Origin of the sequence: Actinokineospora guangxiensis (assembly GCF_042657845.1) — a bacterium.
Classification (GTDB): domain Bacteria; phylum Actinomycetota; class Actinomycetes; order Mycobacteriales; family Pseudonocardiaceae; genus Actinokineospora; species Actinokineospora guangxiensis.
Genome location: NZ_JBHSKF010000005.1, coordinates 122,942 through 144,738 on the forward strand (window position 1 = coordinate 122,942; position 21,797 = coordinate 144,738).

20 protein-coding genes and 1 pseudogene are annotated in these 21,797 nt (G+C 72.4%); 10 read left to right on the forward strand and 11 right to left on the reverse strand.

The window, feature by feature from the left end; translation table 11 throughout:
• Window positions 1-2: 2 nt before the first annotated feature.
• Both ACFPM7_RS12975 and ACFPM7_RS12980 read right to left on the reverse strand, forming a co-directional pair.
• Window positions 3-656 carry an RES family NAD+ phosphorylase gene (locus ACFPM7_RS12975; RefSeq protein ID WP_378247461.1) on the reverse strand — a complete coding sequence of 218 codons (654 nt, stop codon included), beginning with the start codon at window positions 654-656 and terminating at the stop codon, window positions 3-5.
• 38 nt (window positions 657-694) lie between these two features.
• Complete coding sequence (locus ACFPM7_RS12980; RefSeq protein ID WP_378247463.1) at window positions 695-1,279, reverse strand: DNA-binding protein; 585 nt, start codon at window positions 1,277-1,279, stop codon at window positions 695-697.
• 155 nt (window positions 1,280-1,434) lie between these two features.
• On the opposite strand from ACFPM7_RS12980, the gene ACFPM7_RS12985 reads away from it, so the two are divergent.
• Window positions 1,435-3,318: a beta-propeller domain-containing protein gene (locus tag ACFPM7_RS12985; RefSeq protein WP_378247465.1), complete on the forward strand. Its 1,884-nt coding sequence runs from the start codon at window positions 1,435-1,437 to the stop codon at window positions 3,316-3,318.
• 475 nt (window positions 3,319-3,793) lie between these two features.
• Here ACFPM7_RS12985 and ACFPM7_RS12990 read toward each other — a convergent pair whose 3' ends face one another.
• Together ACFPM7_RS12990 and ACFPM7_RS12995 are read right to left on the reverse strand one after the other, a co-directional pair.
• Complete coding sequence (locus tag ACFPM7_RS12990) at window positions 3,794-5,038, reverse strand: nitric oxide synthase oxygenase (RefSeq protein ID WP_378247467.1); 1,245 nt, start codon at window positions 5,036-5,038, stop codon at window positions 3,794-3,796.
• Window positions 5,039-5,195: 157 nt separating this feature from the next.
• On the reverse strand, window positions 5,196-5,588 hold the full coding sequence (locus ACFPM7_RS12995; RefSeq protein WP_378247469.1) for an SSI family serine proteinase inhibitor: 393 nt from the start codon (window positions 5,586-5,588) through the stop codon (window positions 5,196-5,198).
• Window positions 5,589-5,770: 182 nt separating this feature from the next.
• Between ACFPM7_RS12995 and ACFPM7_RS13000 the strand changes: the two genes are divergently transcribed.
• Together ACFPM7_RS13000 and ACFPM7_RS13005 are read left to right on the forward strand one after the other, a co-directional pair.
• Entirely contained in the window at window positions 5,771-6,760 is a 990-nt protein-coding gene (locus tag ACFPM7_RS13000; RefSeq protein WP_378247471.1) for a Gfo/Idh/MocA family protein, read from the forward strand.
• Window positions 6,761-6,859: 99 nt separating this feature from the next.
• A complete protein-coding gene (locus ACFPM7_RS13005) occupies window positions 6,860-7,372 on the forward strand; it encodes a hypothetical protein (RefSeq protein ID WP_378247473.1) in 513 nt (170 codons plus the stop codon).
• Window positions 7,373-7,454: 82 nt separating this feature from the next.
• Here the strand turns inward: ACFPM7_RS13005 and ACFPM7_RS13010 are convergent, their stop codons facing one another.
• Entirely contained in the window at window positions 7,455-8,510 is a 1,056-nt protein-coding gene (locus ACFPM7_RS13010; protein ID WP_378247475.1) for an ATP-grasp domain-containing protein, read from the reverse strand.
• Between the two features lie 35 nt (window positions 8,511-8,545).
• Complete coding sequence (locus ACFPM7_RS13015) at window positions 8,546-9,799, reverse strand: cytochrome P450 (RefSeq protein ID WP_378247988.1); 1,254 nt, start codon at window positions 9,797-9,799, stop codon at window positions 8,546-8,548.
• Between the two features lie 9 nt (window positions 9,800-9,808).
• Between ACFPM7_RS13015 and ACFPM7_RS13020 the strand changes: the two genes are divergently transcribed.
• Window positions 9,809-10,525, forward strand: coding sequence for an alpha/beta fold hydrolase (locus ACFPM7_RS13020; protein WP_378247477.1), 717 nt, complete (start codon window positions 9,809-9,811; stop codon window positions 10,523-10,525).
• A gap of 147 nt (window positions 10,526-10,672) precedes the next feature.
• On the opposite strand, the gene ACFPM7_RS13025 is transcribed toward ACFPM7_RS13020, so the two are convergent.
• Window positions 10,673-11,044: an FKBP-type peptidyl-prolyl cis-trans isomerase gene (locus ACFPM7_RS13025; protein ID WP_378247479.1), complete on the reverse strand. Its 372-nt coding sequence runs from the start codon at window positions 11,042-11,044 to the stop codon at window positions 10,673-10,675.
• A gap of 264 nt (window positions 11,045-11,308) precedes the next feature.
• On the opposite strand from ACFPM7_RS13025, the gene ACFPM7_RS13030 reads away from it, so the two are divergent.
• Complete coding sequence (locus tag ACFPM7_RS13030; RefSeq protein WP_378247481.1) at window positions 11,309-12,223, forward strand: HIRAN domain-containing protein; 915 nt, start codon at window positions 11,309-11,311, stop codon at window positions 12,221-12,223.
• 15 nt (window positions 12,224-12,238) lie between these two features.
• Window positions 12,239-12,805, forward strand: coding sequence for a DUF7711 family protein (locus tag ACFPM7_RS13035; RefSeq protein ID WP_378247483.1), 567 nt, complete (start codon window positions 12,239-12,241; stop codon window positions 12,803-12,805).
• Window positions 12,806-12,814: 9 nt separating this feature from the next.
• Here ACFPM7_RS13035 and rnhA read toward each other — a convergent pair whose 3' ends face one another.
• From rnhA to ACFPM7_RS13050, 3 genes are read right to left on the reverse strand one after another with little or no spacing between them, the layout of a single operon-like run.
• Window positions 12,815-13,264, reverse strand: coding sequence for a ribonuclease HI (gene rnhA, locus ACFPM7_RS13040; RefSeq protein WP_378247485.1), 450 nt, complete (start codon window positions 13,262-13,264; stop codon window positions 12,815-12,817).
• Window positions 13,265-13,288: 24 nt separating this feature from the next.
• Window positions 13,289-13,762, reverse strand: coding sequence for a 2'-5' RNA ligase family protein (locus tag ACFPM7_RS13045; RefSeq protein WP_378247487.1), 474 nt, complete (start codon window positions 13,760-13,762; stop codon window positions 13,289-13,291).
• A gap of 25 nt (window positions 13,763-13,787) precedes the next feature.
• Window positions 13,788-14,465, reverse strand: coding sequence for an MBL fold metallo-hydrolase (locus ACFPM7_RS13050; protein ID WP_378247489.1), 678 nt, complete (start codon window positions 14,463-14,465; stop codon window positions 13,788-13,790).
• Window positions 14,466-14,579: 114 nt separating this feature from the next.
• Between ACFPM7_RS13050 and ACFPM7_RS13055 the strand changes: the two genes are divergently transcribed.
• Window positions 14,580-15,773, forward strand: a complete 1,194-nt coding sequence (locus tag ACFPM7_RS13055; protein ID WP_378247491.1) for an acyltransferase family protein — start codon at window positions 14,580-14,582, stop codon at window positions 15,771-15,773.
• On the opposite strand, the pseudogene ACFPM7_RS13060 reads toward ACFPM7_RS13055, so the two are convergent.
• Window positions 15,758-16,351: pseudogene (locus ACFPM7_RS13060) on the reverse strand (maleylpyruvate isomerase N-terminal domain-containing protein); the annotation flags it as partial. The gene ACFPM7_RS13055 and the pseudogene ACFPM7_RS13060 overlap by 16 nt on opposite strands.
• A 238-nt stretch (window positions 16,352-16,589) precedes the next feature.
• On the opposite strand from ACFPM7_RS13060, the gene uvrA reads away from it, so the two are divergent.
• The 3 genes from uvrA to ACFPM7_RS13075 all read left to right on the forward strand — a co-directional run bounded on the left by uvrA (window position 16,590) and on the right by ACFPM7_RS13075 (window position 21,740).
• Window positions 16,590-19,442: an excinuclease ABC subunit UvrA gene (gene uvrA / locus ACFPM7_RS13065; protein ID WP_378247493.1), complete on the forward strand. Its 2,853-nt coding sequence runs from the start codon at window positions 16,590-16,592 to the stop codon at window positions 19,440-19,442.
• 98 nt (window positions 19,443-19,540) lie between these two features.
• Complete coding sequence (locus ACFPM7_RS13070; RefSeq protein ID WP_378247495.1) at window positions 19,541-19,729, forward strand: hypothetical protein; 189 nt, start codon at window positions 19,541-19,543, stop codon at window positions 19,727-19,729.
• Entirely contained in the window at window positions 19,719-21,740 is a 2,022-nt protein-coding gene (locus ACFPM7_RS13075) for a YcaO-like family protein (RefSeq protein WP_378247497.1), read from the forward strand. The genes ACFPM7_RS13070 and ACFPM7_RS13075 overlap by 11 nt, the downstream gene beginning before the upstream one ends.
• Window positions 21,741-21,797: the final 57 nt, after the last annotated feature.

Here is a 21,797-nt window from a genome sequence, read left to right on the forward strand (position 1 = left end):
TTCTACAGCAGCGTGTAGTTCAGCTCGTCGCAGATGCGGGCCAGCGGCAGGTCCAGGCCCGGGTAGTCCAGCGGGAGCAGCAGATCGGGCGCGGCGGGCATCGATCCGCCCGCGGGCGGGTCCCAGAGGCAGACGGCGGGCTCGCCGCTGTCCATCGATGAGCGGTACCAGACGCCGTCGAGGTCGGGGTGCGCCTGCCGGATCGCCCGCGCCCACGCCTGGGTGATCGTCTTGTTGCCGCTGCTGATCTCCTGCGACGCGCCGACCCTGGTGGGCCACAGCCCGGCGAGGTCGAGCAGGCGCAGCGTGCGGCGCGGCCGGATGATCACCAGGTGCGGGCGCCGGGTGCCGCGGTCGACCACGGACGTCTGCTGGAAGACCTCGGCGACGCTCGTGCGCACCGTCAGCCCGAAGTACAGGACCCCGTGGGCGGGGTCGTGCGCGGGACCGGCGTCGCGGCCGAGCGGGTGCGGGTCGAAGCGGGCGTGCGGCAGCGGCCCGGTGAAGCGGAAGGAGTTCCAGCGCTGCCGGTGCGCGCCCGCCGCGGCGAAGACGCGCACCAGGTGCGTCCCGCTGTGCACGGCGACGACGTCCTCGTCGATGCGCAGCAGCGACTTCAGGTCGGCAGGGGGCGGCGGCTGGGGTAGCCGGGACATCGAAGGTGGCGGTTCCTGTTCTTGCGGGTGCAGGGGCCTCAGGCGGGGGTGCCGAGGGTGGCGGCCAGGGCGGCGACCTTCTCGGCGGAGCCGCCCGCGAGCAGCCACTCGCGCGGGGTCGCCGGGCGCTCCTCCAGGCGCAGGTCGGCCTGCGGGGTGGTCATGAACGCGGCCACGACCAGCGGCGGCTGGTCATCGGGCACGGCGGCGAGCACGGTCTCCAGGCCGGGCAGCACCCCGCCGCTGACGAACTGCCAGGCGGGCAGGCGCCAGCCGCCCCTGTCCTTCCACCCGGCCAGGCGGCCCGCGGCGAGCCGGTGCCGGATGCGGCTGGTGTCGACCCCGACGACGCCCGCGGCGTCGCCGACGGTCAGCGCGGAGTCGTGCAGGACGGCGTCGGCGGCCACGGCGCGGGCGCGCGAGTCGACCTCGTCGGGCCTGCGCGGGGTCAGGTCGAGGCCGACCTCGGCGAGGACGTCGCGCTGGGCGGGGGAGAAGTAGTCGGCCGGGTCGGTGGCCGGGGGCGACAGGCGCCGCGCGGCGTCCTCCACGAGGCCGAGGAACTCGGCCGGGTCGATCCGCAGGCCCGCCTTGGCGAGCACGGTCTCCAGCGCCATCGTCATGCGCCTAGAGTAGCGCGGATGTGCGGGTTCGTGCGCCCTTGTGGGAGAACTCACCCGAAACAATACGGATCGCACATCATTGAACACGCTCCGTCCTCAATGATAGCGGACCCCGGCCATGCAACCCCACTCGATCGGGTGTCCGTCTGTGCGGCATGAGAACGCAGCCCCGCCGGTGGCCCTCCATCGGCACCGCCACCACCGCCATCGCCGCGCTGGGCGCCGTGGTGATCGGGGCGGCCTGGTACGCGGGGGCGACCGACGCCGACCCCACGCCCACCGCCCCCGTCGCCCTCGGCGGCGCCCTGCGCCTGGTCGCCTACGACTCCTGCGACACCGCCCTCGCCGACCTCAAGCGCGCCGCGCTGTCCAAGGTCGGCCCGTGGGGCCTGCACGGCAGTCCCCAGTTCGCCAGGGGCGCGATGTCGGCCCAGGAGGACTCCGCGGGCGCGGGCGCCGACCAGGGCTTCAGCAAGACCAACAACCACGAGGCGGCGGCCGACGAACCCGACGTGGTCAAGACGGACGGCAAACGCATCGTCAGCGTCGTCGACGGCGTCCTGCGCGTGGTCGACGTCGAGTCCAAGACGATGGCCACGCCCCTCACGCTGCCCGGCCACGCCTCCTCGGTCCTGATCGCGGGCGAGCGCGCGCTGGTCTCCTACAGCCCGCAACCGCGCACGGACACCCGTGAACCGGTCGAGAAGAGCGGCTTGGCCCTCATCGACCTGTCCACCTCCCGCGTTCTGCGCACCCTGACCGTCGACGGCTCGCACCTGGACGCCCGCATGGTCGGCACCCTCGCCCGGGTCGTCGTGCGCTCGGCCCCCCGCCTGGAGTTCACCTACCCGACGGACGGTGTGGGGGAGGCCAGGGCGAAGTCCCAGAACCGCCGTGCCGTCGAACGCTCCACGATCGAGGACTGGCTGCCGAACTACGAGCTGTCCCCCGGCGGATCGGGCCACCTGGACTGCACGTCCCTGAGCCGCCCGTCGGGCTACACGGGCACCTCCCTGCTGAGCATCCTGACCGTCGACCTCACCGCGGACCTGACCGCCAAGGACTCCCTCTCGATCGCCGCCGACGGCGACACCGTCTACGGCAACGGCCCGTCTCTCTATGTGGCCGACGACCGCACCCCCCGCTGGGGCGTCGCCTTCACCTCCGACACGGCCATGCCCGTCCCCAGCGGCCCGGCGAAGACCGAGATCCACCAGTTCGACGTGTCGGCCCCGGGCAAACCGGCCTACCTGGCATCAGGCGTGGTGGACGGCTGGCTGCTGAACCAGTACTCCCTCTCCGAACACCAGGGCAACCTCCGAGTGGCGACCACAACGGGCGCCCCGGCGTGCTGCGGACCAGCCGACTCGTCGCAACCCCCCACCGAGAGCGCCGTCAGCGTCCTCGAACGCCGCGACCGCGCGCTGACCCAGATCGGCCGAGTCGGCGGCCTCGGCAAGAACGAACAGATCTACTCGGTGCGCTACATGGGAGACCTCGCCTATGTGGTGACCTTCCGCCGAACGGACCCCCTGTACACGATCGACCTCTCCGACCCGACCAACCCCGAGGTGACGGGCGAACTCAAGATCACCGGCTTCTCCGCCTACCTGCACCCACTGGCGAACGGAAGACTGCTGGGCGTAGGCCAGGAGGCAACCACCGACGGCCGCGCCACCGGCGTCCAGGTCTCCCTGTTCGACGTCACCGGCGACGCCCCGACACGAGTGGCTCAATACCACCAGGAGAACACCTACTCCGCGGTGGAACACGACCCACACGCCTTCCTGTACTACGCGGAAGAGAACCTGGTCGTCATGCCAGTCTCGGACTACAACGGCAAGAGCGCAGCCCTGCTCCTGACCGTCACCGACTCCTCGATAACCGAACTGGCCCGCATCTCCACCCCCGGCCCCCAAGGCGAAATGACCCGCGCCCTGATCGCCGGCGGTTCGCTGTGGACGATCAGCTATTCCGGCATCCAGGCCAACGACCTGACCACCCGAACCCAGCAGGCCTGGCTGCCGTTCGCCAACTAGCCCTCGGCAATCCTTCCTGGCCCAGGCTCCGGGCTTTGGCTGCCGGCCACCCACTGAACGCCACGCGCATCTGCCTTGTGTCCGATGGGGTGGAGTCGTTTCGGCGGGGCCCCTACGAAGAATCGCCGCGGCGTGAGACAAAGCGTGAGGCCGGCAAGCCGGTCTCACGCACGCCAGTTTAGCGGCGATTCTTCTCCCCCACCGAAACGACTCCACCCCATCGGACAGGTGAGCGGGTCATGTCGCGGTAGGCGGTTGGCTGGCGTGTCGAGGGTGAGGGTGTGTCGCTTGTGGAGGTTGGCCGGTGTTGGAAGAGGTGCTGGGTGGGGGGCTGGTGTGGGAAGGGTGGTGGGTGCGGAGGCTGGCTGGCGGGGGACAGGGAGCTGGCGTGCCCGTCAAAGTTGTCCACAGGGGAGAAGAAGGACTGGCCCCTCTCAGCCGCCGCTCGATAACCTGGCGGCGGGGGGCCGGATGCTCAGCTTGCCGTCCGTGTCGGGTCGGTGGGGGTCAGGTAGGCCCAGGAGGTGGCGGCGGGGGAGCGCACGGGGAACTCGGGTGGGATGCCGTGTAGTGCGGCGGCTTCGCTGCTGGGGTCGCTGACGAACTCTGGGCGTAGGTGGTCGGTGTCGTAGTAGCGGTGGAAGACCGGGGTGAGCGATCCCGACATCGGTGGGACGATCCAGCTCCAGTCCGCCGGGCAGCGTCGTCCCGCCTTCTCCTCCTTCGCCAGGTGCTTCAGAAAGCGGTCCGACTCCGTGTGGTGGTCGCTGATGGTCATTCCGGCCTCGGTGAACGAGTGGAGGACGGCGATGTTCAGCTCCACCAGGGCTCGGTCTCGCCACAGCGACGTCGTTGACCGGGTGTCCAGGCCCAGGTGGGCGGCGACGACCGGCAGCAGGTTGTACCGGTCGGTGTCGGCCAGGTTTCGGGCGCCGATCTCCGAGCCCATGTACCAGCCGTTGAAAGGCGCCGCCGGGTAGTCCACGCCGCCGATGGACATCCGCATCGCGCTGATCGCGGGGACGGCGTGCCAGCGGAGCCCGAGTTCGGCGAACCAGGGGTGCTCCGGGTGGCTCAGCGGCACCTCGGCCACGGCGTCGGGCGGAAGGACCCGCATGTGCACCGGATCGTCCTGTGTGGACACGAGTAGTGGGAGGACGTCGAACGGGCCGGGGTGGTGGGGTGGGGACCAGCCGAGGGCGCGGGCGGCGGTGGTGAACTCGGTGTAGCGGGGATCGCCGACGACCGAGCCGTCGGACGTGCGGTGGCCCGCGTAGCGGATCAGCTGTTCGTTCCAGATGCGGGGGCCGGGGCGGCCTGGGGCGTCGGGGGCGAAGACGGTGATGGTGGGGCGGATGCGGCCGCCGTTGGTGGCCTGGCGCAGGTGTTCGACGCACTGGTCGGCGACCTCGGCCGCGCGGTGCACGGCGCGCAGGTCGCGGACGCGCATGCTCTTCCAGTAGAGCCTGCCGATGCAGCGCGCGCTGTTGCGCCAGGCGATGCGCGCGCCGAAGGTCAGCTCGTCGGTCGTGTGCCGGTAGGTGCCGGTCAGGTCGATCTCGGTGCGCACCCAGCGCAGGCGCTGGGCGGCCGGGCCCGCTTCCGGGTTCTCGGCGTGGTAGCGCTCGATGAACTCGGCTGCCTGCTCGGCGTCGGCGAGGCCGTCACGGCTGGGTTCCGGTTGGGGGTGATGGGGGAGTTGCCATATCTGGCCGGTCACCCGCGAAAACCTACCCCGAATCGCCGGGCCGGGCGAAAACTCCACTCGTTCGGCGGAAAGTGGACGCGGAGGGTGATCGACATCCCTCGACCAGGTGATTACACAGTCAGGGAATGTGAAACGGGCCCGTTACTCCGGGCCCGTTTTTCGCACCGATTCAGAGGTTGAAGACCGTGCCCGTGTACGACCACATCGCGCACTTGTTCGGGAAGGTCTCGCGGAAGTCGACGACCTTGCCGTCCCAGGTGCCCCGGGCGGTCGCGGTCACCGGGTCGTACTCCAGCGTGCACATCATCGTCGGGTCGGTGTTGAGCTGGCTGATCTCGCCGTTGACCTGCGACAACTGGTCGCACGCCGAGCTGGCCGAGGGGTGCGTGCCGCCGTCGGGGCCGCAGTGCAGCGTGCCGACCTTCGTGCCGCCGTCGCGGCCGGTCACGGTCAGTGCGAGCACGCCGCGGTCCTCGCTGTCGTGCTGGGCGGCGATCGCGACCGGGCCCGCGACGAGCGCGGCGCCGACCGCGGCGATCGCGGCGACGGTCTTTCTCTTCATGGGCATGATGCTCCAATGTTCCAGATAAAGGAATTCCCCAGTTCGGCGCGTGTCCGCGCGCAATTATCCAAGAATAGGCCACCGCGGGCGGGCGATTCCAGGACGGCATGGCTGTTGCAGCCGAACGAGTGGTCGTGCGGCATGCTTGGTCACGACGAGTGGGCGGACGAAGGGACGGCACCGTGTTCTCAGTGGGCCTCATCGGCTACGGCTTGGCGGGCAGCGCGTTCCACGCGCCCTACATCGCCGCGGTCCCCGGTCTCCGGCTGTCGTCGGTGGTCACGACCTCGCACGCGGACGCCGTCCGCGCCGCCCACCCCGCCGCGACCGTGGTGTCCACAGTGGATGAACTACTGGCGGGCGGACCGGATCTCGTGGTCGTGGCGTCACCCAATCGGTTCCACGTCGAGCACGCCCGGGCAGCACTGGCGGTAGGCGCGCGCGTCGTGGTCGACAAGCCCGCGGCGGGCACCGCCGAGGATGTCCGCTCGATCGCGGGCGAGCGCCTGACCGTGTTCCAGAACCGCCGCTGGGACGGTGACTTCCGCACCGTGCGCGAACTCGTCGACGCGGGTCGGCTGGGCGCGGTCACCCGGTTCGAGTCCCGCTTCGAGCGCGCCGCCCGGTCCAGCCGCACCACGTGGAAGGCCAGCACCGACCCCGCCGACCTGACCGACATCATCTACGACCTCGGCACCCACCTCGTGGACCAGGCGCAGGTGCTCTTCGGGCCCGCGACCTCGGTCTACGCCGAGTCGGCCGGCCCGCGCGACGCCACGGTCCTGCTCGCCCACGCCGGGGGAGAGCGCTCGCTGCTCAGGATGAGCGACGCCACCGTCCCGGTAGCGCCGCGTTTCGCCGTCGCGGGCTCCGAGGCGGGCTTCCGCTGTTGGGGCCTCGACCCGCAGGAGGCGGCGGCGCGGGCGGGCGCCGCGCCCGTCGACGAGGGCTTCGGCGTCTACCCCGCGCCGGGCGAGCTGGTCACCGGCGCCGTCGAGCCGGTGGCGATCGCCGACGGCGACTACCTCGGCTTCTACACCGCCGTCGCCGCCTGGCTGCGCGGCGACGGCCCCGCCCCCGTGCCGCCGGAGGACTCGATCGCCCTCGCGGAGACCATCGACGCCGCGCTGCGCTCGCGGGCGGAAGGCCGCCTGGTCGTTCCCAATCGGTAAACGGGAACAATTGGTTGGAAATTCTCCGTGCCGGGTATGGGGGTGGCCCGTACCCGGCGGTTAGCGTGGCTGGACCGAGAGCCGACGAAGGAGAAAGCCTTGCGCACCAGCCACTTACGCGCGGCCGTCATCACCCTCGCCACCGCCGCCGCCACCTTCGCGTTCGCCGTCCCCGCGAGCGCGGCGCAGGCCCCCGCGGGCGACGTGGTCGCCCAGGTCACCAAGATCAGCCACAGCGACGCCACCTCGCGCCTGCGCTCCTCGGGGATCACCTGGTCCTCCAGCGGCGGGTGCAGCGACCGCAACCGCTCCAACTGCACCTCGTTCGACCAGATCAACCTGGCCACCATCCAGGGCGTGCAGACGCTCAGGTCGGCCACCGGGTGCGCCATCAACCTCACCGGCGGCACCGAGACCGGCCACGCGAGCGGCACCTACAGCCACTGGAACGGCTACAAGGTCGACTTCTCGCTGAGCACCTGCCTGAACAACTACATCCAGGGCACCTTCACCTCCATCGGCGGCAGCAAGTGGCGCTCGGGCTCGGGCAACGTCTACTACAAAGAGGGCAACCACTGGGACGTGACCTACTACAACTGCGGCGGCTGCTGACCTCGGCCACGGGGACCGGGGCGGGGACCGCGACGTTCGACGCGAGGTCCTCGCCCCGGCCTCCGCGCTGTGCGGCGGCCTGTCAGACCAGGGCCTCGATGCTCTCCTTCGCGGCCCTGGCGATCGTCTCGTCGGCCGTGCGCAGGCGCAGAGACCAGCCGCGCTCGCCGAGGTCGGTGAACTCCGCGTCCGGCACCGCAGCGCGGGCGGCCGCGTAGGGGACCTCCTGGCCCGCCCGCAGCTGGTAGGCCCACCTGCTGGGGAAGGAGTACGGGGGCAGGTCGTCGCCGGTGAGCATGCGGCGGTAGCAGTCCATCAGGTCCGCCGTGCCGCTGGCCGCGCCCAGCGACGGGAGGCCGTCGCCGCCGGGACGGGGGCGCAGGGAGACCAGGGCGGGCTTGGCGCCGCGCAGGCGGAAGCGCGCGTGCACCGGGCCCTCCTCGAAGCCGCGCGCCGTCAGCAGGTCGGAGAGGTCGGCCAGCAGGTCGGCCACCAGCTCCTCGGGCAGCACCGGCCCGGCCAGCCAGGCGGCCACCTTGCTATCCACAGTGGACTCTCCGAGCGCGATCAGCCGGATGGCGCCGTGCACGTAGAAGGCGTCCATGGCGATGTCGTAGCCGGGCAGCCACGGCTCGACAAGGTGATCGGCGCCCAGCTCGCCCACCGCGGCGGCGACGTCGGCCCTGGTCGCGCACTTGCGGGTGCGCCCGGGGCCGCCGCGGGCCTTGACCACCCACGGGCCGTCGCCGGGCAGCGCGTCCAGCTCGTCACCGGCCACCGCCGGGATGTTCCACGGGTGCGCTCCCAGCTCGCGGCGCTGCACGAGCCGGTCGTAGAAGAAGTCGACGCAGTCGCTCGGGCAGGCGCAGCGCACGTTCAGCGCCTCGGCCCACAGCGTCGCGTAGACCACGGAAGCGTCGGTCGTGCCCGCCGCGTAGACCGGGCGCAGACCCCGCTCGGCGCACAGCGCGCGCAGCTCGGCCAGCGGCTCCAGGGTTCCGGTGGGGTCGTCCAGGACGAACTCCGCGGCCGGGTCGCCCGCCACGCGGTGCCGCACCCAGCCCAGGGCGAGTCCGAGCGCGCCGAACTCGGCGGCGGACTCGGCGGGCTCGTCGGCCAGCAGCAGCAGATCCCTCATGGGCGCTTCCCCCAAGGTAGTGGCTGCTCGTCACGCTACCGGGCGGCCAGCCGCACCGGCAGACTCTTCACCCCGTTCTGGAACGTCGAGCGCAGCCGCAGCGGCGGACCGGCCGCGACCAGCCTGCCCGGCAGCGCCGCCACCGCGCCGAACACGGCCCGCATCTGCGCCCTGGCCAGCTGCGCGCCCAGGCAGAAATGCGGGCCGTGGCCGAAGGACAGGTGGTCGTTGGGCCTGCGGGCCGGGTCGAACACGTCGGGGCGGTCGAACACGCGCGGGTCGCGGTTGGCCGAGGAGAACCAGACCACCACCTTCTCCCCGGCCCGGATGCGCCGGCCGCCCAGCTCGGTGTCGACCGCCGCCGTCCTGCGGAAGTTCATCACCGGCGTCCACCAGCGCAGCATCTCCTCCACCGCCGTGCCGAGGTCGTCCACCGGTGCGTCCGGGGTGGACAGCAGCGCGATCATGCCGCCGGGGATGCCGTTGCGCAGGGTCTCGTTGCCCGCCACCGAGAACAGCCAGAACAGGTTCTCGAACTCCTCAGTGGACACATCGCCCGCCATCAGCGCGCTCATGACGTCGTCGCCGGGGGAGCGGCGCTTGCGCTCGGCGAGGCCGTGGGCGTAGGCGTAGAGGTCGGGCATGCCATCGCGGGTGCGCGGATCGGGCATGCGGCCGTCGGGGCCGGGCGCGGGGCGCAGGGCGAGCGCCGCGCGGGCCAGGTCGGTGCCGCCGGTGAACGCCGAACTGGCCGCGTAGTCGGTGTCCTCGTACCCGATCACCCGGTTGCTCCAGTCGAACAGCAGGCCTCGGTCCTCCACCGGCACCCCGAACACCTCGGCCAGGGTGAGCAGCGGCAGGTCCGCGACTTCCTTGGCGAAGTCGAACTCCCCCTTCGCCGCGGCCCTGCCGACGATCTCACGCGCCCACCCTTCGATCCGCTCGGTCAGCCGCGCCACCGCACGCGGGGTGAACGCCCTGGTCAGCAGGCCGCGCAGGCGGGTGTGCTCGGGCGGGTCCTGGTTGAGCATCATGCGCCGCACGTAGCGCAGCGCCTCCGGCGTCGCCGGGTCGCGGACCTGCGTGCCGCCCAGGTGCGAGGAGAACACCGTGGGCGAGCGCAGCACGTGCCGGACCTCGGCGTGGCGCAGCACGGCCCAGAAGTCGCCGACCCGGTGCACCGACGCCTGTTCGCGCAGTTCGGCGAGCAGGGCGTGCGGAACGCCGTCGACGTAGGTGTCGGGGTCCATGAGCGCGGCGGTGTCCACCACAGCATTCTGGTGCGGCATGATCGCGGAGTGGAAGAACTCCATGTCGAACGCGGCGGCGATGGCCCCGCCCTGCTCCTGCTGCACGGCCTCGGCGGCTCGGCCGCGGCCTGGTCCGGCGTCACCGACCGGTGGCCGGGCTCCTGGATCGCCGTCGACCTGCCCGGCCACGGCCTCTCGGCCCCCCTGCCCCGCTACACCTTCGGCGCCCTGGCCGCCGCCGTCGCCCGCGTGGTCGACGGTCCGGTGGCCGTCCTCGGCCACTCCCTGGGCGGCGTAGTCGGCCTCACCCTGGCCAGCGGCTGGTTTGGCGTCCCGGTGACAGCGGTCTGCGCCCTGGGCGTCAAGGTGAGCTGGTCGGCCGACGACCTGGCCAAAGCCGCCGCCCTGTCCACCCGCCCACCGAAGGTGTTCGCCACCGAGGCCGACGCCCTCGACCGCGCCCGCCTCGTCGCAGGCCTACCACCAGAGGCCCCCACCGACCGCCTCGTCATCCGCGCCGAGGACGGCTGGCGCCTGTCCCTGGACCCCGCCGCCTTCGCCGTCGGCCGCCCGGACCTGCCCGGCCTCTTGTCCGCCGCCCGATCCCGAGTACTCCTGGCAGCGGGCGAAAACGACCCGATGAGCCCCGCCACCCACCTGAGCACCCTCGTCCCCACCCCGGTGATCCTCCCGGGCCTGGGCCACAGCGCCCACGCCGAGGACCCAGCCGCCCTGGACCCACTGCTGGCCCACCTGCACACGTAGCGAAGACCCAGGCCATCGGACACCGACCCCGCCAACGCCCCCAGGACCAGGCGCAGCAAAGGCCGTCAGCAAGGGGCCGGCGAAGAGCAAAGGGCCCGCCAGCGAACCAGCGGACCCTTCGCAAACCGCGATATCACCAACCGCGATCTAACCAACCGCGAGCAGATCGACGATGAAGATCAGCGTCTCCCCGGGCTTGATCACACCGCCCGCTCCGCGATCCCCGTACCCCAGGTGCGGCGGAATCTCCAGCCTGCGCCGCCCCCCGACCTTCATCCCGACGACACCCTTGTCCCACCCCGCGATGACCCGCCCCGCGCCCAGCGGGAACTCGAAGGTCTCCCCCCGGTTCCACGACGCGTCGAACTCCGCGCCGGTGGAGTGCGCCACACCGACGTAGTGGACGCTCACGACCTGGCCTTCGACCGCTTCGGGGCCGTCCCCGACGGTGATGTCGGTGGTCACCAGCTCCGACGGCGCCGCGCCATCGATCGGCTCGACCTCGGGCTTCGTGGCCATACCCGCACCTCGTTCTCCTCGACTGCGTTTGCGCTGGCCATCCTTCCCTGCCCGGGGACAGCCCGCTGGCCGACCCACCGGTAACACTCAGGGGACCTCGGACGACGTGACAGTCAGCGGCCCCGTCACCCCCCGACGGCGGGGCCGCTCTTTCGTGTCCGGGCTGTAACGGCGGCGCGGGCGGGGGCGACCTTCCCCCCAAGCCGGGAGGGTGCCGTGGACGGGAACGGGATACGGGTCGACTTCGACGGGGGATCAGTCGTCGTGACGTCGACCAACGCGGTGGCCGAGGCGCTGTTCGGCGCCCGTCTGGTCATCGACCGCCGTGACGTCGTCGCCGCGACCCTCACCGACGCCGCGGCGCTGCGCTCCGGCCGCCTGGAACTCGTCCTCGCCGACGGCGCCCGCCACCGCCTGCGCTTCTCCCAGGCCCAGCAGCCCGGCTTCGCCGACCTCGCCGCCGTCCTGCGCCCCGGCGCGGTCCTGCTCCGCGGACGCGGCTCCTACGACCAGCCCGTCGTCGGCGAGTCCCACCACTTCCTCCAGCTGCGCGCGCTCTGCGGCGCCGGGACCGGTGAGCGGACCACGGTCGCCGAGCTGCGCCCCGAGCCCGACAACCCGCACGACGCCGACGCCGTCCGCGTGCTGGTGGAGGACCAGCCCGTCGGCTACCTGCCGCGCGAGGCCGCATCGGCCTACCAGCCCGCGCTGCGCCAGGTCGGCACCGCGCTGAGCAGGGTGCGGCTGTGGTGGTCTCACGACCACGGCGAACTGGGCTTCATCGCCAGCGCCTCGCTCGACCTCGCCGACCCCGCCGAGGCCCTGCCCCTCAACGAGCCCGAGACGTCCCCACACGTCGCGCTGCCGACCGGACGCAGCTACGAGCTGAGCACCGCGTACCTGGAGAACCTGACCGCCGTGCTGGCGAAGGCGTACTACCCCGGACGGGCCCTGGTCTACGGCAGCCTGCACGCCGACGGCGCCGAGGTGTCGGTCCGCGTGGACGGCCGCGAGGTCGGACGGCTGCCGGAGAACACCTCGGCCCGCTTCGCCCCGCTGGTCCGCCGCTTCGCCGACGCGGGCCTGACCTGCTACGCCGAGGTCGCCCTCAGCGGCGACGCCCAGCAGGTCGAAGCCCGCCTCAAGGTCGCGGCCCCGGAGTCCATCCCCGGCCCATGAGGCATGATGCGGCCCGTGAAGTGGAGCCGGGCCGTACACCACCTGACCGAACTCGCCGAAGCCTGCGGACGCCTCGCGGGATCGCCCGTCGTGCCGCTGAAGGTGCGCCAGCTGTGGGCGGCGGGAGAGGTCCTGGGCCCGGAGCGCGACCTGGAGACGGTCACGGTGGCCCTGGTCGTGGACCTTCCGTCGGTGCCCTGGATGACCACCCCGCCCGGCGGCGCCCACTGGTCCGCCGCCTCCCGCCTGGCCCGCGGCCCCTTCACCGCCTACTGGCGCACCGATCCGGTGTGGAACCACCGCATCGCGCGACCCGCCCTGGTGTGGGACGGCGAGGTGAAGGCCGAGACGCTGGCGGCCATCGCGGCAGGCGAGGGCGACCGCGTCCGCCTGCCCGCGCCTTCCGCCGCCGAGGCGGCGGCCCGTCTCACCGCCGAGCTGGCCACCAGCCTCGCCGCCGTCCGGTCCCGCACCGCCGAGTACGCGGAGAAGCGCTGGCAGCCCGGCAAACTCGAACCCCGCGCCGACGCGCTGTGGGAGGCCACTTCCGGCTACCTGGACCTGCTGGACGCGGCCGGCTAGATCGACAGCTCAGCGTCCCTGCGCTTCGTGGCACCCGCGCACGGCGAGCTGGTCGGCCCGCTCGTTCTCGGGGTGTCCGCTGTGCCCCTTCACCCAGTGCCACTCGACGTCGTGCCCTTTGCCCGCGTCGTCCAGCCGCTTCCAGAGATCGACGTTCTTGACCGGCTGCTTGGCGCTGGTCATCCACCCGTTGCGCTTCCAGTTCGCCATCCAGGAGAGGACGCCGTTGCGCACATAGGTGCTGTCGGTGTAGATCCGCACGGTCGAGGGCCGCTTGAGCGACTCCAGCGCCTGGATGGGCGCGGTCAGCTCCATCCGGTTGTTGGTGGTCATCTCGGCCTCGCCGCCGTACAGCTCCTTCTCGTGCTCGCCGTAGCGCAGCACCGCGCCCCAGCCACCGGGACCGGGGTTCCCGCTGCACGCCCCGTCCGTGAAGATCTCCACCACACCGTCGGACACCGGGCGATCGTACGGTGAGCGCGCTCAGCCCCCGGCGAAGGGCACGGTGGCGACGTGCTCCCACGGACCACCCGCGTAGCGCCACACCGCGATCCCCACGGCCGTCGCGTCGGGCGGCGCGGGCTGACCCCGCAGCGCGTCCAGGGTGGCGCGGGCGACGGCGGGGGCCACCTTGTTCTGCACGGTCACGTGCGGCCGGAACGGCTGCGCGTCCTGCCGCGTGAGCCGCTCCCGCCACCGCCCGCGCAGCTCGGCGCGAACCTCCAGCAGCTCCACCGACTCGACCGCGAAGGCGACCCCGCGCCCCAACGACCGGTACGCCCCCGCGCGCACCGCGAACGGCGGCCTGCGGGCGACCTCGGTGACGGCCGCGAGCACATCGGCCCGGTCTTGCGGCAGCGCGTGGAAGAGCGTGATGTGCGCCCCGACCACCAGCCGCTCCGGCGGGAAGTGGGTGCGCCGCAGCAGGTCCCACGCCCGCTGAGCGTGATCGTCCACCTGGAGGGAGACGATCAGCGGCTCGTCACCAGCCCCGTTCGCGCCACTCACCCAGCTTCGGCCGCTCCGCGCCCAGGGTGCTGTCGTCGCCGTGGCCCGGGTAGAACCAGGTGTCGTCCGGCAGCGCGCCGAACAGGCGCTCCTCGACATCGTCGAGCAGCGACGCGAAGTCCTCCGGCGACCCGGTCCTGCCGACGCCGCCCGGGAACAGCGAGTCGCCGGTGAACAGGTGCGGGTGGCCCGCCGGGTCGCGGTACAGCAGGGCGATGGAGCCCGGGGTGTGGCCGCGCAGGTGGATGACCTCGAGCACCGCGTTGCCCACCGGGATCGTGTCGCCGTGGTCGACCAGGTGGTCCGGGGGGATCGGGAGGGGGCCGGCGTCGAGGGGGTGGGCGACGGTCTCGGCGCCGAAGGCGCCCGCGGTGGCGCCGAGGGCCTGCCAGTGGTCGGCGTGCTGGTGGGTGGTGACGATCGTGCGCAGGGTGGGGCGCTCGGGGCCGTGGCCGATGAGGTCGGAGAGGCGGGCCGGGTCGTTGGCGGCGTCGATGAGGACCGACTGGCGGGTTTCCCGGCAGGTGAGCAGATAGGCGTTGTTGTCCATCGGGCCGACCGAGACCTTGGTGATGGTCAGGGCGGGCAGGGTGCGGCGGGCGGCGGGGCCGCCGGGCTCGACATGGCCGGTGTACTCCTCGACAAGGTCCACAATGGGTGAAACTAGTGCGCTGCGGGCAGTGGCCTCAACAGGGCGGCCCGTCACCCAGCGGAGCGGTCGGGTTATGGTCGGAGCGACCCCGATCAGCCGACACCCTGTGAGCCCGTGCCGAAATCCACCCGCAAGGTCAGCTGGGACGTCGTCCGCGTCGTCGCCGTGCTGAGCGTGGCGGTGGGGCACATCACCCGGCAGGGACCGCTCAGCCACCCCGAACTCGGCCCGATCGACGTGTACATCCCGGTCCTCTTCGGCGCCAACACGCTGCTCGTGGTCTCCGCCTTCTTCATCTGCGTCACCGTGCGGCGCGGCCCGACGGGGCGCTGGCTGGGGCACAAGCTGGCCAAGCTGCTGCCCGCCTACTTCGCCGCCCTCATCGCCACCTACCTCGTGCTCAACACCGTCGCCGGGCACTTCGGCTGGTACGAGCCGACCGAGCGCGACCTGTGGGCCAACCTGCTGCTGATCCAGAACTTCTCCGCCGACTTCGCCTACGTCGACGGCTCCTACTGGACGATGTCCGCGCAGGTCCTCGCCTTCGTCGCCGCCGCGCTCCTGGTACCGCGCGCCTGGCTGCGCGGTCGCGCGCTGACGGTCCTGCTCTGGTCGCTGATCCTCGTCCCGATCGCCGTCGCCCAGTTCAACCGCGCCACCCCCGACGCCCTGCTCTCGCGGGTGCTCTTCGACGGCCTGACCCTGCACCGCGCCGCCCTGTTCGGCGCGGGCGCGGTGATCTACCTGTGGACGAAGGACCGCGTCTCATTCCGTCACCTGATCGGGTACTGCTTCGCGACCGTCGCCGCGCTCGAGTGGCACACCGAGCACACCGACACCCCCTCCACGATCGCCTTCGGCGTCGCGCTGGCCATGGTGGTCGCCGCCGCGGGCGGGCCGGACTGGAACATCGGCCCGCTGGCCAAGCCGGTGACCTGGCTGGGCGGGATCTCGCTGGGCGTCTACCTCGTGCACCAAGAGCTGGGCTACGTCCTCGCCCGCGTGCTGGTGCGCCTCGGCGTCGGGCAGACCGGCCGGGTGGTCCTGTGCCTGGCCATGGCAGTCCTGCTCGGGTGGGCGCTGACCAGGACCATTGAGGGCCCCGCCTACACCTGGCTCACCACCGGCGGACCCGCCCGCCTGTGGCGGACCCTCGGCGACCTGCCGACCGTCCCCGCTCAGCCCCAGGCGTCCAGCTCCGGCGGCACACCGCTCAGCGCCGACGCCGGACCGCGGCCCGCCAGCCAGGCCAGGACCGCGGCGGCCGGACCGCCGACCTCGGCGCCGCCGGTCCCCGACACCACCTGACGGCCGTCCGCCAGCTCGGCGACCACCCGCACCTCGGGCCGGTTGCGCAGCGCCACATCGATCAGCAGCTCCACGTGCCCGACCTCGCCGAAGCCGATCCCCGCGTCCAGGTCCACCAGGTGCACCCACATCTCGAACAGCCGCAGCTCGGGGATCTCCGCGGCGATCATCGGCCTGCCCGCCGGATGCGCCAGCGGCACCGCCCAGTGCTCGTCCTCCAGCCGCCCCGCCTCGTGCAGGAAGCGCTCGCCCGCGGCGATCAGGTCCTCGCGCTGCACCGCGGCCAACCGGTCTGCGCCCTCGGCGATGTCGGCGTCGCGGTCGGCGCGGCTGGGGTAGGCGGCGCGCTCGACGCCGGTGCGGGCCGAGGTGAGCAGGTTCACCAGGGCGTCGGCGTTGCGGGCGAGGTGGGTGACCACGTGGCCTCTGCTCCACCCCGGCAGCAGGCTCGGCCCGGCCAGCGCGCGCTGGTCGAGGGCGCCGACCGCGGCCAGCAGCGGTCCGGTGGCCTCGGCCACCAGCGCGAGGGCGGCGGCCGCCCTGGTCGGAGGAGCTTCGGTCGTGGTCGATCGCGTCATGGGACGTCCTCGCCGGGGTGTCGGATGAACGGCGCAACAGCGCCCGCCACCCAGGGTAGGCGCGCTGGGCTACTCTCGGGTACCGCTCCGCGGGTGCATCGCCGGGGTTCTCCCGTCAGAATTGTCAGTGCACCCACCTAGCATGCTCGACGGCCACCCCCGTGGCCGCTCGCCCCGTCGCGCGTCCGCTCGGACCGCAGGTGACGGGCCCCCACACCGCACCACCGAAGGGACCTCAGTGGCCGACCGCCTTGTCGTTCGCGGCGCCCGGGAGCACAACCTGCGCGGCGTCGACCTCGACCTGCCCCGGGACAGCCTGATCGTGTTCACCGGCCTGTCCGGCTCCGGCAAGTCCAGCCTGGCGTTCGACACGATCTTCGCCGAGGGCCAGCGCCGCTACGTGGAGTCGCTGTCCGCCTACGCGCGCCAGTTCCTCGGGCAGATGGACAAGCCCGACGTCGACTTCATCGAGGGCCTCTCGCCCGCGGTCTCCATCGACCAGAAGTCGACCAGCCGCAACCCGCGCTCCACGGTCGGCACCATCACCGAGGTCTACGACTACCTGCGCCTGCTCTTCGCCCGCGCGGGCAAGCCGCACTGCCCGGCCTGCGGCGAGGCGATCAGCAAGCAGACGCCCCAGCAGATCGTGGACCAGGTCCTGACGATGGCCGAGGGCACCCGCTTCCAGGTGCTCGCGCCGGTCATCCGCGGCCGCAAGGGCGAGTACGTCGACCTCTTCGCCCAGCTCCAGACGCAGGGCTACGCCCGCGCCCTGGTCGACGGCGTGGTCCACCAGCTCAGCGACCCGCCGAAGCTGAAGAAGCAGGAGAAGCACGAGATCGCGGTCATCATCGACCGCCTGACGGTGAAGGCGAGCTCCAAGCAGCGGCTCACCGACTCCGTCGAGACCGCGCTGCGCCTGGCCGACGGCCTGGTCGAGCTGGACTTCGTCGACCTGGACGAGAACGACCCCGGCCGCCGCCGAGGCTTCTCCGAGCACCTGGCCTGCCCCAACGGCCACCCGCTCGGCGTGGAGGACCTGGAGCCGCGCTCCTTCTCCTTCAACTCCCCCTACGGCGCGTGCCCGCAGTGCACCGGCCTCGGCGTCAAGCAGGAGGTCGACCCCGAGCTGGTCGTCCCCGACGACGAGATGTCGCTGGCCGACGGCGCGATCGCCCCGTGGGCGGGCGGGCAGACCGCCGAGTACTTCACCCGCCTGCTGGGCGCGCTCGCCGAGACCGTCGGCTTCCGGATGGACACCCCGTGGCGGCGGCTGCCCGCCAAGGCGCAGAAGGCCGTCCTGCACGGCACCGGCGACCAGGTGCACGTCCGCTACAAGAACCGCTACGGCCGCGAGCGCTCGTACTACGCCAACTACGAGGGCGTGATCCCGTTCCTGGAGCGCCGCCAGGAGCAGACCGAGTCCGAGTACATGCGCGAGAAGTACGAGGGCTACATGCGGGAGGTGCCGTGCCCGGCCTGCCAGGGCACCCGCCTCAAGCCGGAGATCCTGGCCGTCACCCTGCACCACGCCAAGCAGGGCGACCGCTCGATCGCCGAGGTGTCGGGCATGTCGATCAGCGAGTGCTCGCAGTTCCTCGACGGCCTCAAGCTGGGCAAGCGCGAGTCGATGATCGCCGGAGCGGTGCTCAAGGAGATCCAGGCCCGCCTGCGCTTCCTGCTCGACGTCGGCCTCGACTACCTGTCGCTGGACCGCGCCTCCGGCACGCTCTCCGGCGGCGAGGCGCAGCGCATCCGGCTGGCCACGCAGATCGGCTCCGGCCTCGTCGGCGTGCTGTACGTGCTGGACGAGCCATCGATCGGCCTGCACCAGCGCGACAACCACCGCCTCATCGAGACGCTGACCCGGCTGCGCAACCTGGGCAACACGCTGATCGTCGTGGAGCACGACGAGGACACCATCCGCTCGTCGGACTGGGTGGTCGACATCGGCCCCGGCGCGGGCGAGCACGGCGGGCAGGTCGTGCACAGCGGCACCTTCAAGGAGCTGCTGAAGAACAAGAAGTCGCTGACGGGCGCCTACCTGGCCCGCCGCGAGGAGATCCCCACGCCCGCCATGCGCCGCCCGATCGACCGCAAGCGCCAGCTGACGGTGGTCGGCGCGCGCGAGCACAACCTGCGCGGCATCGACGTGTCGTTCCCGCTGGGCTGCCTGATCTCGGTGACCGGCGTCTCCGGCTCCGGCAAGTCCACTTTGGTCAACGACATCCTGGCCACGGTGCTGGCCAACAAGCTCAACGGCGCCCGTCAGGTGCCCGGCAGGCACACCAGGGTCAACGGCCTGGCCAACCTGGACAAGCTCGTGCAGGTCGACCAGTCGCCGATCGGGCGCACCCCGCGTTCCAACCCGGCGACCTACACCGGCGTGTTCGACAACATCCGCAAGCTCTTCGCCCAGACCACCGAGGCGAAGGTGCGCGGCTACCAGCCGGGCCGCTTCTCCTTCAACGTCAAGGGCGGACGCTGCGAGGCGTGCGCGGGCGACGGCACGATCAAGATCGAAATGAACTTCCTGCCCGACGTGTACGTCCCGTGCGAGGTCTGCAAGGGCGCCCGGTACAACCGGGAGACCTTGGAGGTGCACTACAAGGGCAAGACCATCGCCGAGGTGCTGGACATGCCCATCGAGGAGGCGGCGGACTTCTTCGAGCCGATCAAGTCCATCCACCGCTACCTGGGCACCCTGGTCGACGTCGGCCTCGGCTACGTCCGGCTCGGCCAGCCCGCGCCGACGCTCTCCGGCGGCGAGGCGCAGCGCGTCAAGCTCGCCAGCGAGCTGCAGAAGCGCTCCACCGGCAAGACGGTCTACATCCTGGACGAACCGACGACGGGCCTGCACTTCGAGGACATCCGCAAGCTCCTCGGCGTGATCAACGGCTTGGTCGACAAGGGCAACTCGGTGATCGTCATCGAGCACAACCTCGACGTGATCAAGACCTCGGACTGGATCATCGATCTGGGCCCCGAGGGTGGCTCCGGCGGCGGCACCGTGGTGGCCGAGGGCACACCCGAGGAGGTCGCCGAGGTGGCGCAGAGCCACACCGGGAGGTTCCTCTCCGGCGTGCTGTAGTTGCCCGCCGGGCCTCTTCGGGCGACTATTGCCGCGGCGTGATGTATCCGGAGTGGTCAGCGGTGCTCCTCTGTGTACGAAGACCACGAGGAGGCACCATGATCAGCCCGCACGACCTGCAGGCGCGGGTCACCGCGCCCGGCCGCGCCACCGCGGCGGCGACGGCGCTGCTCAGCGGCGACGACGAGCGCACCCGCTTCTGGGGCAGGGGCCGGGGCAACACCACGACCGCGGAGTTCTCGCTGGTGGGAAGGTGGCCGCGGGAGATGTCCACGCGTGTCCGGTGAGCGCGGGTCCGCATCGGCCCGGTCGCAGGGGGCGGCCGGGCTGATCGCGCGCCTGCGCGGCGCCCTGGGGCCTGCCGCGGTGTTCGAGCAGGTCACGCACCCCGCGGCGCGGCTGGCGGTGTCAGTGGTGCCCGGCACGCTGCTGGACTCCTCGGCGTTCGGCCGCTGGGCCCGCCGGGTGCGGCTGCCGGCGGTCGTGGTCGAGGTCGACGGCGGAACCACCTACGTCGGTCCGCTGTCGGAGCCGGGCAGGCCCGGCTGCGGCGAGTGCGCCCGGCTGCGCCGCGTGGCCGCCGCCGCCGCGTCCGGCGGCCAGCCGGCGACCGGCGCGTTCCCGAACCGCCGCGCCCACCCCGACCACGAGGACGTCGAGGCCACCACCAGGGTCGACCCCGCAGTGATCGAGCAGGCGAGCGAGTCCACGGCCTGGGTCGGCGGGGTGATGACCGGCCTGCTGGCCACCGGCGACCCGGAGGCCACCACCCGGGTCGCGGGCGAGGTCATCGACGGCGCGACGACCCGCGTCGACGGCGCCCTCATCGCCGGTCTCGACGGCCCGACCACCCGCGTCCCCGGCGAGCTGATCGCCGACCACCCGGTCGTGGCGCTGCTGCGCGACCCGACGCAGCTGCGCGACCACGTCGCGGAGGTGCGCGGCGGCGACATCACCTGGCACCGGGTCATCCCGCTGCCCGCCTGCCCGGTCTGCGGCGGCGCCGACGGCATCGGCACCGTCAAGCTGCCCGAGACCGACGACCCGGCCGAGCTGGTCGAGTCCCTGGCGGGCTGGATCGACCCGCTGACCGGGGTCATCCCGTGGATCTCGGTGAAGCAGCCCCTGCCCGGCGGCCCGTACGTCGCCACCGCGGCCCCGCCGCACCGCGTCGAGCGCGGCCAGGCCCACCCGCTGCCCATCGGCTGGGGCAAGGGTGTCGACCCGGCCGCGGCGATCCGCTCGGCTGTCGGCGAGGCGGTCGAGCGCTACGCCGCCAGCCTCCCCGACCCGGCCCGCCTGCGCTGGGCCCGCCCCGCCGACCTCGACGGCGACGTCCTCGACCCCCGCGAGCTGCCCCTCTACGAGCCGGAGCAGTACGGCCGCCCCGGCTTCGTCGCCGTCCCCTTCGACCGCCGCGTCGACCACCCGTGGGTCCGCGGCACGTGGCTGGACGACGGCCGCCCGGTGTGGGTCCCGGCGGTCTTGGCCTACCTGCGCCTGTCCCTGCTGCCCGAACACCTCATCTGCCAGGGCACCTCCAACGGCCTGGCCGCCGGCCAGGACGCCGAACGCGCCGCCGTCCACGCCGTCCTGGAACTGGTCGAACGCGACGCTGTCCTGGCGGCCTGGCTCACCGGCGCCCGCGGCCGCTTCATCGACCTGGACGACACCCTCGACGCCGATCTGGCCGACGCCGTCGACGCCCTCACCGACGAGGGCCACACGGTCGAGGTGCACCTGCTCCCCACCAGCACCTACGGTGCCACCGCCGTCGCCCTGGCCCTGGGCGACGGCAAACGCCTCCCCGGCGCCGCCGTCGGCATCGGCGCCGCCCGAGACGCCCGCGAGGCCGTCCGCCAGGCCATCCTCGAACTCTCCCAGAGCGCCCCGCACCTGACGACCCTCCTGCGCGAGAAGGCCCACCCCACCCCCGCCCGCCCGGAAGACGTCCGCGCCATGCTCGACCACGCCGCCTACTACTTCCGCCCCGACCGGGTCGTCGCCTTCGACCGCCTGCGCTGCGGCGGCACCACGCGCCTGGCCGACCTCCCCGAAACCGGCGCCCCAGCCTCCACAGACGACCTGGCAGGCGTCCTGGGCTCCAGCGGAATCCGAGTGGCCCTGGTAGACGTCACCAGTCCCGACGTAGCCACCGGCCCGTTCCGGGTAGTCCGCGCCGTCAGCCCCCAACTGCAACCCCTGAGCTACGGCTTCGGCAACGACCGAACCCCCGTGCCACGCCTGAGAAACCGGGTCCTACCAGCCCACAGAAGGCCGGTCCACCCGATCTGGTGACCCCCGCCCGCCTTGCCGATCCCCACCTGCCCCGCCGACACGACGTCACCCCATCGG

What these genes read in the sequence shown, in the direction of transcription:
- ACFPM7_RS12975 (WP_378247461.1), bottom strand. Translation starts at nt 656, where the DNA reads ATGTCCCGGCTACCCCAGCCGCCGCCCCCTGCCGACCTGAAGTCGCTG.
- ACFPM7_RS12980 (WP_378247463.1), bottom strand. Translation starts at nt 1,279, where the DNA reads ATGACGATGGCGCTGGAGACCGTGCTCGCCAAGGCGGGCCTGCGGATC.
- ACFPM7_RS12985 (WP_378247465.1), top strand. Translation starts at nt 1,435, where the DNA reads ATGAGAACGCAGCCCCGCCGGTGGCCCTCCATCGGCACCGCCACCACC.
- ACFPM7_RS12995 (WP_378247469.1), bottom strand. Translation starts at nt 5,588, where the DNA reads ATGAAGAGAAAGACCGTCGCCGCGATCGCCGCGGTCGGCGCCGCGCTC.
- ACFPM7_RS13010 (WP_378247475.1), bottom strand. Translation starts at nt 8,510, where the DNA reads ATGAGGGATCTGCTGCTGCTGGCCGACGAGCCCGCCGAGTCCGCCGCC.
- ACFPM7_RS13015 (WP_378247988.1), bottom strand. Translation starts at nt 9,799, where the DNA reads ATGCCGCACCAGAATGCTGTGGTGGACACCGCCGCGCTCATGGACCCC.
- ACFPM7_RS13025 (WP_378247479.1), bottom strand. Translation starts at nt 11,044, where the DNA reads ATGGCCACGAAGCCCGAGGTCGAGCCGATCGATGGCGCGGCGCCGTCG.
- ACFPM7_RS13070 (WP_378247495.1), top strand. Translation starts at nt 19,541, where the DNA reads ATGATCAGCCCGCACGACCTGCAGGCGCGGGTCACCGCGCCCGGCCGC.